Source organism: Planococcus maitriensis (assembly GCF_003289925.1).
Lineage (GTDB): Bacteria > Bacillota > Bacilli > Bacillales_A > Planococcaceae > Planococcus > Planococcus maitriensis.
Genome location: NZ_QLZQ01000011.1, coordinates 1 through 13,693 on the forward strand (window position 1 = coordinate 1; position 13,693 = coordinate 13,693).

The 13,693-nt window shown below is 47.9% G+C and carries 15 protein-coding genes and 1 tRNA gene; 2 read left to right on the forward strand and 14 right to left on the reverse strand.

Annotated elements, in window-relative coordinates; genetic code table 11:
- Positions 1-265 (forward strand): hypothetical protein (locus tag DP119_RS15955; RefSeq protein WP_205853891.1); only part of this gene is annotated, 265 nt, incomplete at its 5' end.
- An 80-nt stretch (positions 266-345) separates the two neighbouring features.
- On the opposite strand, the gene lysS is transcribed toward DP119_RS15955, so the two are convergent.
- From lysS to tilS, 11 genes are all read right to left on the reverse strand, one after another.
- A complete protein-coding gene (gene lysS, locus DP119_RS15365; RefSeq protein WP_112233955.1) occupies positions 346-1,830 on the reverse strand; it encodes a lysine--tRNA ligase in 1,485 nt (494 codons plus the stop codon).
- A gap of 154 nt (positions 1,831-1,984) precedes the next feature.
- Positions 1,985-2,476, reverse strand: coding sequence for a 2-amino-4-hydroxy-6-hydroxymethyldihydropteridine diphosphokinase (gene folK / locus DP119_RS15370; RefSeq protein ID WP_112233956.1), 492 nt, complete (start codon positions 2,474-2,476; stop codon positions 1,985-1,987).
- Positions 2,473-2,838 carry a dihydroneopterin aldolase gene (gene folB, locus DP119_RS15375; protein ID WP_112233957.1) on the reverse strand — a complete coding sequence of 122 codons (366 nt, stop codon included), beginning with the start codon at positions 2,836-2,838 and terminating at the stop codon, positions 2,473-2,475. Before folB ends, folK begins: the two co-directional genes overlap by 4 nt.
- A gap of 2 nt (positions 2,839-2,840) precedes the next feature.
- Complete coding sequence (gene folP / locus DP119_RS15380) at positions 2,841-3,647, reverse strand: dihydropteroate synthase (protein WP_112233958.1); 807 nt, start codon at positions 3,645-3,647, stop codon at positions 2,841-2,843.
- A 136-nt stretch (positions 3,648-3,783) separates the two neighbouring features.
- The gene (gene cysK / locus DP119_RS15385; protein ID WP_112233959.1) at positions 3,784-4,725 is read right to left on the reverse strand and encodes a cysteine synthase A; all 942 of its coding nucleotides are present in this window, start codon (positions 4,723-4,725) and stop codon (positions 3,784-3,786) included.
- Positions 4,726-4,822: 97 nt separating this feature from the next.
- Positions 4,823-5,755 carry a peptidyl-prolyl cis-trans isomerase gene (locus DP119_RS15390; RefSeq protein WP_112233960.1) on the reverse strand — a complete coding sequence of 311 codons (933 nt, stop codon included), beginning with the start codon at positions 5,753-5,755 and terminating at the stop codon, positions 4,823-4,825.
- Entirely contained in the window at positions 5,736-6,617 is an 882-nt protein-coding gene (hslO, locus tag DP119_RS15395; RefSeq protein ID WP_112233961.1) for an Hsp33 family molecular chaperone HslO, read from the reverse strand. The genes DP119_RS15390 and hslO overlap by 20 nt, the downstream gene beginning before the upstream one ends.
- Positions 6,618-6,634: 17 nt before the next feature.
- Complete coding sequence (locus tag DP119_RS15400; RefSeq protein ID WP_112233962.1) at positions 6,635-7,402, reverse strand: type III pantothenate kinase; 768 nt, start codon at positions 7,400-7,402, stop codon at positions 6,635-6,637.
- 105 nt (positions 7,403-7,507) lie between these two features.
- Entirely contained in the window at positions 7,508-9,523 is a 2,016-nt protein-coding gene (ftsH, locus tag DP119_RS15405; RefSeq protein WP_112233963.1) for an ATP-dependent zinc metalloprotease FtsH, read from the reverse strand.
- Between the two features lie 121 nt (positions 9,524-9,644).
- The gene (gene hpt, locus DP119_RS15410) at positions 9,645-10,196 is read right to left on the reverse strand and encodes a hypoxanthine phosphoribosyltransferase (RefSeq protein ID WP_112233964.1); all 552 of its coding nucleotides are present in this window, start codon (positions 10,194-10,196) and stop codon (positions 9,645-9,647) included.
- 22 nt (positions 10,197-10,218) lie between these two features.
- Positions 10,219-11,610 carry a tRNA lysidine(34) synthetase TilS gene (tilS, locus tag DP119_RS15415; RefSeq protein ID WP_112233965.1) on the reverse strand — a complete coding sequence of 464 codons (1,392 nt, stop codon included), beginning with the start codon at positions 11,608-11,610 and terminating at the stop codon, positions 10,219-10,221.
- A 121-nt stretch (positions 11,611-11,731) separates the two neighbouring features.
- On the opposite strand from tilS, the gene DP119_RS15420 reads away from it, so the two are divergent.
- Positions 11,732-11,805 (forward strand) — tRNA-Met (locus DP119_RS15420).
- Positions 11,806-11,850: 45 nt separating this feature from the next.
- On the opposite strand, the gene DP119_RS15425 is transcribed toward DP119_RS15420, so the two are convergent.
- The 3 genes from DP119_RS15425 to DP119_RS15435 all read right to left on the reverse strand — a co-directional run bounded on the left by DP119_RS15425 (position 11,851) and on the right by DP119_RS15435 (position 13,464).
- Entirely contained in the window at positions 11,851-12,312 is a 462-nt protein-coding gene (locus tag DP119_RS15425; RefSeq protein ID WP_112233966.1) for a DinB family protein, read from the reverse strand.
- A gap of 201 nt (positions 12,313-12,513) precedes the next feature.
- The gene (locus DP119_RS15430) at positions 12,514-12,933 is read right to left on the reverse strand and encodes a S1 domain-containing RNA-binding protein (RefSeq protein ID WP_058382215.1); all 420 of its coding nucleotides are present in this window, start codon (positions 12,931-12,933) and stop codon (positions 12,514-12,516) included.
- Between the two features lie 114 nt (positions 12,934-13,047).
- Positions 13,048-13,464 carry an FtsB family cell division protein gene (locus tag DP119_RS15435; RefSeq protein WP_112233967.1) on the reverse strand — a complete coding sequence of 139 codons (417 nt, stop codon included), beginning with the start codon at positions 13,462-13,464 and terminating at the stop codon, positions 13,048-13,050.
- Positions 13,465-13,693: the final 229 nt, after the last annotated feature.

A 13,693-nucleotide genomic window follows, 5' to 3' on the forward strand; every position in this document is an offset into this window, starting at 1 on the left:
GTTGATTGCTCAATACTGCTGGCGTATCGCCGTCATAAGACGCGCGATTCGCTTTGATCTGCCGAAGCTGATCAGTAAGTTTGCCGCGATCGCTCGCGGCTGTATTATTGACGTTTTGCTGTTCAGTTTTCAAGGTTCATGTGTTAATTCGCTTAATGTGACAGCGACTTTTAAATACTACCAAACTCTCTTGGGAGAGTCAATAGTTATTTCGCTTTTCTTTGCTTCTCGCTTTTTACTAAAAACGCGACAAGAAATATCTTAACACCTTAACACGATAAACACAATAGTTTTTTTAAAAAAACCCAAACAAGCAAAATAGCTCATTCGGGTTTTACTAACACTTTATTCTTTTGGTCGCATCTGAGGGAACAATAACACGTCTCGAATCGAAGCTGAATTAGTCAATAGCATAACTAAACGATCAATTCCAATTCCCAATCCACCTGTTGGAGGAAGACCGTATTCTAATGCTTCGATAAAGTCATCATCCATTTCATGAGCTTCGTCGTTTCCTTCTTCTTTTTCTATGAGCTGCGCTTCAAAACGTTCGCGCTGATCGATCGGATCATTCAATTCTGTAAAGGCGTTTGCATGTTCTCTCCGCACGATAAATAATTCAAAGCGATCTGTGAATCGCTCGTCTTCAGGATTTTTCTTGGCAAGAGGAGAAATTTCAACTGGGTGCCCATAAATGAATGTAGGCTGGACTAATTGTTCTTCGACTTTTTGTTCGAAGAATTCATTGAGAATATGGCCAACTTCCATAGTCGGTTTGATTTCAATTCCATGTTCGTTAGCGAGCGCTTGTGCTTCTTCCTTCGACATGTGCTGCCAGAAATCTACACCAGTGTAGTCTTTAACTGCATCTGCCATGTGCAGGCGTTTCCAGCCCGGAGCTAGATTGATGTCTTCTTCCCCATAACGAACAGTGGTTGTACCAAGAACCTCTTGTGCAGTATGAGCAATTAAGTTCTCTGTCAAGGACATGATATCATTGTAATCAGCATATGCTTCGTAAAGTTCAAGCATAGTGAATTCCGGGTTATGACGGGTAGAGATACCCTCGTTACGGAAGACACGCCCAATTTCATAGACTTTTTCTAGCCCACCTACAATGAGACGTTTCAAATGAAGTTCGATAGCAATGCGAATATATAATTGCATATCTAGCGCGTTATGGTGAGTGATAAACGGACGTGCAGTGGCTCCACCAGCGATTGAGTGAAGCATCGGTGTCTCAACTTCTAAGAAACCTTGGTTATCCAAGTAACGGCGCATTGCTTGAATGATGCGGCTACGCAAAATGAATGTTTCTTTACTTTCTTCACTTGTGATCAGATCAAGGTAACGCTGGCGATAACGTTGTTCTACATCTTTTAAGCCGTGGAATTTTTCCGGCAGAGGGCGAAGCGATTTTGTTAAATATTCTACTTCTTGCGCTTTAATGGAAAGTTCGCCAACGTTTGTTTTGAAAACAGTTCCGCGGACACCAATGATGTCACCTAAGTCTGCTGTTTTGAAGAATTCATACGAATCTTCTCCGATGGCATCTTTGCGGACATATATTTGAATCTGCCCCTTTAAATCTTGCAAGTGAGCAAAACCGGCTTTCCCTTTTCCACGCTTGGTCATAATGCGTCCTGCAATAATAACCTCAGCGGATTTCTCTTCTAATTCTTCTTTTGAAAATTGATCGTATTGATCAACGATTTCTTGTGAAAGATGCGTACGTTCAAAACGTTTCCCGAATGGATCAAGTCCGTGTTCCCGGAAGTTTTGCATTTTTTGGCGGCGCACCACTAATTGGTCATTCAACTCTTCTGACATTTCCTACACTCCTTTTTCTGTTAAAACCACGTGCTTTCGTGTATTTATCTATTGTACACAATTTTTCTTGCCGTTACATAAGAAAAGCTGCCCTTTTATGGCAACTTCTAACTGAATTCTTTGTTGTTCTATTAATCGTAATTAATCTAGTTAACTAATTTTCATCAAGTAAAAATGCATTTACATCCTTATACGTTTTCCATAAATGTACTTCCTGTGTTTCTAGACCTTCCGGAAGCATGAGTGATGGCATCAGTTCCTGTAAAGGCACGAGCACAAATGCCCGCTCGTACATGCGGGCATGCGGGATGGTGAGCTTTTCTGTTGCCAGCTGCTCTTGACCGTACAACAATACATCAAGATCTACTGTACGGGGGCCCCAGCGAACCAACCGCTCCCTGTGCAAAGCGTGCTCAATTTCTTGGCATGCAGCCAGTAACCCCAAAGGTGAGAGACTGGTTTCCAAGCGGATAACTAGATTCAGGAATACATCTTGGTCGAGATAGCCTACTGGAGCTGTTTCGTAGATAGAGGACATTCTCATGTTGGAGATGGACGGATTCTCTTGAAGCAAACGAACCGCTTTTTGAAGCTGCGCTTTACGGTCCCCTATATTCGACCCCAGAGATAGGTAGGCTTCGTTCATCGAAAGCCCCCCCGGGTAATATCGATCGCTACTGATTTGTAATGCCCGGGAATCGGCGGGTCGGGTTTGATTAGCTGAATGCGAACTCCCTGGACCAAGGGGAATTGGTTCAATAATTCGGCAGCTACTGTTTCGGCCACTGCTTCGACTAGCTTTTTAGGTTTTCCTTCAATAACTCGTCGACATGTTTCGTATGCTTCGCCGTAATGAACCGTATGTTGCAGCTCATCGGTTTCCCCAGCACGTTTTAAATCGACGGCTAGCGTCACTGTTGCCCGGAAACGCTGACCAAGTTTTTGTTCTTCAGAAAATACCCCGTGATAGCCGTAAAACTCCATTTCGTTTAAATGAATATAATCCATGCCTATCCCTCCACCTTCGTCTTGCCTGTTAGGAAATCCACCATCTTGACTGTCTGCACCGTTTCTTTCACATCATGGACACGCACGATTTGGCAGCCTTTCGCGATACCGAAAGCTACCGTTGCAAGAGAGCCTTCCAAACGCTCATCAACTTTTGCATCGAGTAATTTGCCGATGAATGATTTACGTGAAGTACCGAGGAGCACTGGGTAGCCCATTGCCACGAGCTGATCGAGCCGCTGCATCATCTCGACATTTTGCGCGAGCGTCTTGGCGAACCCGATACCGGGGTCGAGCCAAATCTGATCATTCCGAACACCGGCATCTTGTGCGATGCGGATGCTTTCTTCAAGGTCTTTTTTTGCGTCTTGCCAAAAATCATTGTAAACCGCTTCGGCGCGGTTGTGCATTAGAATGATCGGCACTTGTTTGTCTGCAGCTACCCGGGCAATTTCAGGATCGTATTTCGCGCCCCAAATATCATTGATAATGTGCGCACCGGCTTCGACTGCTGCACGGGCGACAGCGGATTTGTATGTATCGATGGAAATAATTGCCTCTGTTTGTTCTTTGAGCGCCCGGATGAGGGGAACTACGCGGGCGATTTCTTCTTCGTCGGAAATCTGCGTGTGGCCGGGGCGCGTCGATTCACCGCCCACATCGATAATAGCGGCACCGTCTTTTAGCATTTGCTTGGCGCGGGCGAGCGCTTTTTCAACGTTGTTGAATCGGCCGCCATCGGAAAACGAATCCGGGGTTACATTCAATATGCCCATCACTTGTGTTTGTGCATGTACATCTAAGTTCATCTTTGTTCACCGTCCATGTTTGAATTGGAGGAATCAGTCATTTCCCGGGAAATACTATTATACAAACTGCTCTTATCTTATCGTGAATCTACAGTTTATGCACAAAAAGAGCCCCCTTTTCAGAAGGCTCTTCGGTTTATCCATTATTTTCGTCAAATTGGTAAAGCGGAGTGCTCAAATAGCGTTCACCGTTTGATGGCAAGATCGCCAATACTTTTTTGCCTTTGCCGAGTCTTTTCGCCAGTTCAAGCGCTGCGTAGATTGCGGCTCCTGATGATACACCACCAAGAATGCCTTCTTCGCGTGCCGTTCTGCGGGCAAATTCATACGATTGCTCATTGCTTACTTGCATGATTTCATCATAGATTCCTGTGTTCAACACGGCTGGCACAAAGCCAGCACCGATGCCTTGGATTTTGTGAGGGCCTGGTTTTCCACCGGACAAGACCGGGGAATCCGTCGGTTCAACAGCTACGATATGGATATTCGGGTAGTGTTCTTTCAATACTTGCCCAGCACCAGTAATCGTGCCGCCTGTCCCAATGCCTGAAATGAAGCCGTCCAGTTGATCCATCGCTTCGACGATTTCAGGCCCTGTAGTCAGACGGTGCACTTCAGGGTTTGCTTCGTTATTGAATTGCTGGGGCATGAACCAAGAGTTTTCAGCCGCCAGTTTTTCAGCCGTCTTGATGGCGCCGTTCGGGCCGTTCATGCCGTCTGGGCCTGGCGTTAACACTAGTTCCGCACCATATGCGCGCAACAAGTTGCGGCGTTCCATGCTCATTGTTTCAGGCATGACGAGTACGCTGCGGTAGCCTTTTGCTGCAGCGATCATCGCGAGGCCGATCCCTGTATTGCCGCTTGTCGGTTCGATTAAGGTATCGCCTTCTTTTAAGTCGCCGGATTTTTCAGCTGCTTCAATCATCGCGAGTGCAATCCGGTCTTTTACGCTGGAGCCTGGGTTGAAGTATTCCAATTTAACGTAAACTTCCGCATCTTCAGGTCCTGTCAGCCGGTTTAATTTAACAATCGGTGTTTGCCCGATCAATTCGGTAATTGAATTTCCTACTCGTGCCATGTTTACCACTCCTAATCCCTACTATTTTTGTCGACATTATTTATTTCATCCTATCAATTGCGGCGCGAGCTGTCAATCTTGGGAGCGTGTCGATAGCTTATTCTCCTTCGCCGTAAAACCACTCAGCATTGAATTCTTGCCAGAAGGCTTCGGGAGAAACCGATTGAGGCAATTGTTCGAGGGCCAGCTCCCGGCTGATATGTTCTTTCACTTCGTCGTAGCTGAACGTGCGGCCTTCGATTTTCTCTTTCACCATAATGACGGCGGTCCGTCCATCTTCAAGAGCCAGCGGGGCAGACCACGAGCCGGGTTCGATGCTTTCGACCGTTTTCGCGATTTGGGAATCGATCGACTCTTGGCCGGGAGATACGAATCCGATATCCCCGCCGAGGTTGCCTGTGGCGTTATCAATGGAACGCTCGCGTGCCAGTGCTTCAAAGCTCGAGCCACTGTCGAGTTCTTTGATCGCCTCTTCCGCTTCCGCTTTGGAATTCAAGACGATCATGCTTGTGCGGTAGGAATCTTTGACGTCATAGATGGTCCTGTTGTCTTCATAGAAGTCTTTGATGGCCTGATCATCGATGAGGACATCTTTTGTCAAGACTTTCTCCAAGATCAATTGCGCTTTCACTTTTTCACGCTGGCGTTCGTTGTCACTGGCATACAGCAGTTCTTCGGTCCCGTCCTGCGCGGTCCGCATCATGGCCAGTTCCAAGTCGATTTCCTTGTCGGATACTTCGATGCCGTAGTCATCTGCCGCAGCGGCCATGACTTTTTCATTGACCAATTCGAGAAGGGCACTTCGGCCATGCTGCTGTTCCATCGAGGCCATCCATTCAGCCCGCGTGATTTCTTCCCCATCGACTACTGCGACTTCCTCGTTTGCGGCACTGCTGCCGTTAGGGATGAGCCACGCAATGAACCACAGCAAATTGGCTAATAATAAAATACCGATGACCATTAACACAGGCTTCGTTTTTAAGTGGCGTTTCTGTTTCTGCGGTGTCGTGTTAGTTCGATTCGAGTTCATTGAGCAATGCTTCCAATTCTTCTTTAGTGTAATGATACTTTTCGTGGCAGAAATGGCATTCCGCTTCCGCTTGGCCATCTGTATCGATCATTTGGCGGATTTCTTCTTTTCCGAGTCCCATGATGCCTTCTGCAAACTTTTCTTTTGAGCACGTGCACTTGAACTGGACAGGCATCTTCCCGAGGATTTGCACATTATCTGCACCCAGCACTTCTTCCAGGATTCCTTCAGGCGTGAGCCCACGCTTGATCATGGACGAGACGGGTTCGATATTAGCCAAACGTTTTTCGATCAATGTAATGGTTTCGTCATCGATATCCGGCATCAATTGAATGATGAACCCACCGGCTGCGAGCACCGAATTGTCGGTGTCGACGAGCACGCCAAGGCCGACTGACGAAGGCACTTGTTCGGAGACGACAAAATAATAAGTCAGATCTTCCGCGATTTCCCCAGAGACGATCGGCGTCTGTCCGGTGAAATAATCGCGCATGCCCAGGTCCTTGACGACGGAGAGCATGCCGTCTGTGCCGACGACCCCTTTAACATCGAGTTTGCCGCCTTTGCTGTCGACATGGGTTTGTGGATTGGCGACATAACCGCGCACATTACCTTTGGCGTCGCTATCGACCAATAAATGACCGACCGGTCCGCCTGCTTCGATTTTCAAGGTGACGCGGTCTTCCCCTTTGAGCATGGCCCCGAACATGACACCGCCTGTCATTAAACGCCCGAGGGCTGCTGTCGCGGCAGGCCAGGTCTGGTGGCGGCGCTGCGCCTCCCCCACCGTTTTTGTCGTATTGACTGCAAATGCACGCACATTGCCGTTAAAGCCTAGTCCGCGTACTAAATAATCTGGCATATTGATTCTTCCTTCCTTTACGCTTGATTGCGTTTATAAATGAAATGTAGGCCTTTTAATGTCAAAAACGGGTCGACATGATCGATCATATCCGATTCTGCAGCAATCAACGGTGCTAGCCCACCTGTCGCGATGACCGTCGGGTGCTGCTTGCTTTGTTTTTTCATGCGGGAGATGATGCCTTCTGCCTGGCCAACGTAGCCATAAACGATGCCAGCTTGCATGGCCGAAATGGTGTTTTTGCCGACGACGGAGTCCGGGCGCGTGATTTCAATGCGCGGCAGTTTTGACGCACGCGTATATAGCGCTTCGGTCGAGCTTTGGATCCCCGGGGCAATTGCGCCGCCTTGGTACTGATTCTTTTCATCGACATAGCAAAAAGTGTTGGCGGTGCCGAAGTCGACGATGATCAAAGGGCCGCCATATTCCTGTATAGCCGCTACGGCATTGACGATGCGGTCCGCGCCGACTTCACGCGGGTTTTCATATTTGATGTTAAGTCCGGTCTTGACCCCGGGCCCGACAACCAGCGCTTTGGTGTGGAAATATTTTTGTGCCATGCGCTCCAGCGCAAACATGATTGGCGGAACAACGGATGACATAATCATGCCGTCAATCGCTTCAAAGCCTAAACCGACATGATTCAAAAATGCTTTGATCTGCATAGCGTATTCATCTTCGGTTTTGTGGCGGTCGGTTTCCATCCGCCAGTGGTGAAGCAGTGTGTTGTTGTCGTATACGCCAAGGACGATATTGGTATTGCCTGTATCCATCACTAAGATCATAAATTCTCCCCATTTATCTGCTGAATTTCCAACACATCATACCATAATTCTACAAAAGCAAAAAGCCGGCGCCAAGCCCTTTCCAGGGCTGGCACCGGCTTTCGGTTATTTACGGTCTTCTCGGATCGGTCCTTGCGAATCAGTGGATGAGCCTTCTTCCGGCAAATCTCCTGATGATGGATCATTCGGTGCGCCCGTCACATCCGGGTTTACCTCGTCTGAATCCGTTTCGCCTTCTTCATCTTTTTCGTATCGGCCATTCAAGGCTTCATACGAACGTTCCGGTAAGGTTCCGTGTTCTTTCAAATGCATAATTTGTGCAGCATCAAGTGTTTCCACTTCGAGCAATGTGTTGGCGAGTAGTTCGAGAAGCTCGCGTTTTTCCGTGAGGATCTCTTTCGTCCGGACATATTGCTCTTTAATGATGCGCTGGATTTCTTGGTCGATCTCGAATGCGATGGCATCGGAATAGTTTTGATCCGAATTGAAATCGCGTCCAAGGAAGACGTTTCCGCCTTGGGACTGGCCGAATTGAATCGGGCCGATCTTATCGCTCATCCCGTATTCAGTCACCATGCTGCGGGCGATCGCTGTTGCACGCTGGAAGTCATTGTGCGCGCCAGTGGATACTTCACCGAAGACGATATCCTCTGCAACGCGACCGCCGAGCAAGCCGGCAATCTTATCAAGAAGTTCCGGTTTGGTCATGAAGTAACGATCTTCACGAGGCAGCATGACGGCATATCCACCAGCCTGGCCGCGCGGGACAATCGTTACTTTATGGACGATGTCAGCGTCATCCAAAATCAGGCCGATAACCGTATGCCCTGATTCGTGGTATGCAACGATATTGCGTTCTTTTTTCGAAATAACGCGATTCTTCTTTGCTGGACCGGCAATAACCCGGTCTGTCGCTTCGTCGATATCGGCCATGTCAATTTTCTTCTTATTGCGGCGAGCGGCGACAAGCGCTGCTTCGTTCAATAAGTTCTCAAGGTCTGCACCGGAGAAGCCAGGCGTCCGCTGTGCAATTGCCTTCATGTCGACTGTGTCATCAAGCGGCTTGTTGCGCGCATGGACTTTCAACACTTCTTCACGTCCTTTGACATCCGGGCGGCCGACTGTGATCTGGCGGTCAAAACGGCCAGGACGCAGAAGTGCCGGATCCAGGATATCCGGACGGTTGGTTGCAGCGATGATGATGATGCCTTCGTTCGCGCCGAAGCCATCCATTTCGACGAGCAATTGGTTGAGCGTTTGTTCACGCTCATCATGCCCGCCGCCAAGGCCGGCACCGCGCTGGCGTCCGACTGCATCGATTTCATCGATGAAGATGATACATGGTGCGTTTTTCTTCGCGTTCTCGAACAAATCACGAACACGCGAAGCCCCGACACCGACGAACATTTCGACGAAGTCCGAACCACTGATGGAGAAGAACGGCACCCCTGCTTCACCGGCTACTGCACGGGCAAGCAAAGTTTTACCGGTACCCGGAGGCCCGACAAGCAAGATACCCTTCGGAATGCGGGCACCGATTTCACCGAAGCGTTTCGGATCTTTCAGGAAATCCACTACTTCGACAAGCTCTTGCTTCTCTTCATCCGCTCCGGCTACATCGTCGAAGCGAACTTTTTGTTTCTGGTCATCGTATAATTTCGCCTTGCTTTTCCCGAAATTCATCACTCGGCCGCCACCGCCGCCTTGTGATTGGTTGAGCAAGAAGAAGAACAGGATGAAGATGATGATGAATGGAATGATGCCGGTAAAGAATGAAACCCATCCGCTAGTTTGCGGCGCTTTCAAAAATTCGACTTCCACTCCTTCTTGCGCTGTTGCAAGCTCGTCAATTTGCGCTACCAACGCCTCATTCTCGATCGGCACATTGGTTACAAACGATTCGCCTTCATCATAATCTGTCATGCGGCCGGTCACTTCGTACACTTGTGCGTCCGGCTGGATGGTCACTTCTGTAATTTCGCCAGCGTTCAGCGCATCCAGAAAGTCGCCATAGCCAATATTTTGCGTCGGTTGGTTGCTATTATTGAAAGTTCCTAGAATACCGATGATGACTAGGAATATCAGTAGATAAAATATGGTGTATCGGAATATTCGATTCATCCCGCGCCTCCTCACAAAGTTTCCCAAAACTATACTAAATACTAACACAGGGACAAAAATGCATACAATGAAAAGCCTTTACGGCATGCTTGAAATCATCGGCTCTTTGAACGTTCTTTGACTATTCCTCTTCACCGCTGTAAACGGACGGCTTAAGTATTCCAATATATGGAAGGTTGCGGTATTTTTCTGCGTAGTCCAAGCCGTAGCCGACAACGAACGCATCCGGCACTTCAAATCCGATGTAATCCGCTTTCAAATCCACTTTGCGCCCAGTCGGCTTGTCGAGAAGCGTAACGATTTTAATGGAGTTCGCTTTGCGGTATTTGAACAGGTCCACCAAATAGCTCAGTGTAAGCCCGCTGTCGATGATGTCTTCGATAATCAGCAAGTCACGGCCTTCGACGCTTGCGTTCAAATCCTTGACGATTTTGACTTCACCTGAAGAAACCGTTGCGTTTCCGTAGCTTGAAACATCCATGAAATCCATTTCCACATAACCGTCAAAGCGTTTCATGAGGTCGCCCATGAATGGCATGGCGCCTTTCAATACGCCGATGGCAAGCGGGTATGTCCCTTCATAATCACGCGTCAATATTTCCCCGAGTTCGCGCGCTTTCTCCTGAAGCTGTTCTTCGCTGATCAATACTTCTTTAATGTCCTTTTGTAGCATGGTGGGCCTCCTAGTTTCTTCCTCATTTTGCATAGTCTATGCATTGTTCAACTAATACTCGGTTGTCTGCCGGACGCTTGGTCCGGCTCAGGCAAGCGGCGATGCGCAAACCGGGCACCAGTAATACTTCATTTTTTCCGGCCACGATGATTGGCCAGTCGTCCCGCTGCTGCGACGGGATTTTCTCATCAATCATCAGCCGCGCCAATTTTTTCGCCTGGCTCATGCCAGCCAATAAGATCCGGTCGCCCGGCTCTCTTCCGCGAAGCATGAAATCCGTCTTTTCGGAATGGAAATACCAAAAAACGGCATTCTCTGCTTCCGGCTCTTCACCGACCGGCACAACCCGGTAACGGGAACCAAGGACAGGCGGTGACCACAGCCGGCCTATATCCGCCCGCTGGCGCTGCAGGTTTTCTGAATGCTTTTCAAAGAATACCTGGTCGTATTGGCGTATCATCATATAATTTTGCGGCAAATGTAAAAAAACAGTGCCCGAGGAACTCTGCAGCAGCTCGCGCACTTGTTCCGCCAAATGGCTCGTTATTAACACTCGCTTATCATCATATAGATAGTTTAATAGTAGTAGAACCATCCTTTTTTGTAAAGCAGAGGGATGGCTTCTGAAACTTTCGGCAGAAATAAGCAATTCCTTATCTGAAGACAGCAATTCCTTTAGTGTTCCTTCAGCGAGCTGCTGGAGGAACGCTGAGTCTTCATTGATTTGTTCGGCAAGCTCTGAAAAGTGTAACGAAGCGCGAGGGTTTTCCTGTGCCATTGCCGGTAAAATGGTCTTGCGGATACGGTTTCGCGTGTAAGCGTCACTGGCATTACTCGGGTCTTCACGGTATGGTACTTTGTTCAGTTGTGCGTACTGGGTGATTTCCTCTTTGGTGACCGCAAGCTGCGGCCGCACGAGCATGCCGCTGCCAAGTGGGCGCTTGAGACGCATGCCAAAAGCCCCGTTACCCAGGCTGCCTCGCATGCCTTCCATCAAAATGGTCTCCAATTGATCGTCTGCATGATGGGCCGTGATGAGAACCGTGGATCCGGTTTTTTCCATTACTTGCTCGAATATCCGGTAGCGTTCGTTCCGGCAGACACTTTGTGCGTTCCCGCCATATTCAGCTAAAATCGCAGGGATAGGGACTGAAAAACTTACACACGGCACTTCCCATAGCTTGCAATAATGTTCAACGAAGCGGCGGTCTTCCGCAGATTGTTCGCCCCTCAGCATGTGATCGATATGCACTGCTGTGAGATGCACACCCAGTTGATGCCGCTTTTTTGCAAGAAACTGCAAAAGGACCATCGAATCGATGCCGCCGGAAACACCGATGACAAGACGATTTCCCTTTTCGAAAAGCCTGTGCTTTTTTTGGTATGCAAGCATCGTTTGTTCATAATGATCCATGGCATGCCCTCCTGTTCTGACTGTTTTCCAGCCTAAATAAAATAAATATCGCAAAAACATAAAATGCTAATTGACACATATGTATTGAGGATAGTATGATATAAACTGTTCGTTTGAACAAGGCGGCGTAGCTCAGCTGGCTAGAGCGTACGGTTCATACCCGTAAGGTCGGGGGTTCGATCCCCTCTGCCGCCATCCTGTTATAAGCAGCGCCCTCCGTTATGGAGGGCGCTGCTTTTTTTATGTTAAAAAAGTGTCGATTTGCTTGAAATGATGGGCATCGTGGCTGGTGAGATCACCGAAATAACGCCCCATTGTCATATCCTTATCATCGACGTAGAACACGGCATTCCATTGACCAGGAGTGGCAGATGCAAGCTGCTCTTTCAACATTCGGCGCTCTTCGATGGCTTGCGTGACAATTGACGGAAAATCCATCGTTTCGGCTTTATCGATGGCACGGCGGTTGAATTCATCGACTTCCGGCAAAGGTTCCAGATGTGCCCCTTCTTTCATATGCGGCAAGCGCTCGCTGCGAATAAAACGGTCCCATTCCGCGAGATGCAGGACCATTTGCGCAATCGACCATTTGCCATCCGCGATCGGCTTATGTGCGTCGTCGGACTCTGATAAGGTCTTTTGGAGAGATTCCAAGTAGATTTCGTACTCATCAAATGCCTGAAGGACTTGCTGTTGTTCCATCTTTTCCACACCTTTCCGCTGTATCGTGCAGGACTAATGCCTACTGAGCTGTCTACTTACTTAGACAAACGCACCCCTTTCTCCTACCGCTTCAAGTTTTCGGCCGATAAAAAAACGCTCTCCCCGAAAGGAAAAGCGTTCCATGTTCATTTTTCAACTAAGTTGAAGCATTTTCTCTATGCTATTAAAACAGCTAGCAAGTTAGCCTCTTTTCGCGCCGCGACCGCCACGCTTAGATTCTGTGGCACGCTTTAGCGTCGACAGATTGTCTTCACTGTCTTTCAGGAATTTTGCCATCTTCGTTTCGAAGGTTTCCTTAGGGGCGCGGTCAAAAGAACGATTGTTCGGACGCGGACGGCTTGGACGGCTTGTGCCGCCTTCAGGCTGAGGCTTCGCTTTGCGGATCGACAAACCGATTTTCCCGTCTGCTTCTACATTCATCACTTTCACTTCTACCATTTCGCCAACTTTCAAGTGATCGTTAATGTCTTTCACATAGTTGTCGGCGACTTCACTAATATGCACGAGGCCTGTTGCACCGGTTGGAAGCTGTACGAACGCTCCAAAGTTTGTAATACCCGTGACTTTTCCTTCTAACTTGCTGCCTACTTCAATCGACATAAAAAAAATGCTCCTCCTTAAAATTTAAGATGACTCCAGGTTCGGGCCAAATTGACAGTTTGCGGGACTGATCCCACCTTTAATTATAGCGATGAAAGGGTGAGTGTCAACCGACTACTCTTTTTCTTCGCTATCTTCTTGTGATTTCCCGGCATCATTCGGCAAGGTGAAAATGATCTCCCCTTCATCCGACAGGAAATAATCCTTGCGCGCAAGCTTCGACAAATAATCGTCGTCATTCAACAAACGGATCTGTTCTTCAAGCTTGGCCTGCTGCTTCTGTACTTCTTCAAGCTCGGCCAACTTTTCCTGTTGAATCTGTTCTTTCTCCGCAATGGTCTGTGATTGTGCATAAATGGTTGAGCCGAGCCAAATGCTCGTCAATAGTACCACCAAGCCGAATACTGCAAGCCTTCTGTACAATACCACTTTGTGCCGCTTTTTCCGTGCGTCTTCGATTTCCACAGCCCGCGTGTATTCATTTTGCAGCGGGGTCACTCCCTGATTTTCATGCATTTTCTCTCTCTTCATCTATGGACGCCCCTTCCCAACTGATTTTGTCATTATTATACATGAAAAACATTCCATTTTAAAAGATTTTCTGTAAGCCCTTTCTCCTTTTTTCCTGTATTTAACCGGAATTTAACCCCTTTTCCAGACAATTAATAAAAATGCTGTTGACTTAATTTTTATGCATCTTTATAATACAGGACACATCATTTATTATAAAAATTAATTATAATGTATATATATTCAAAAA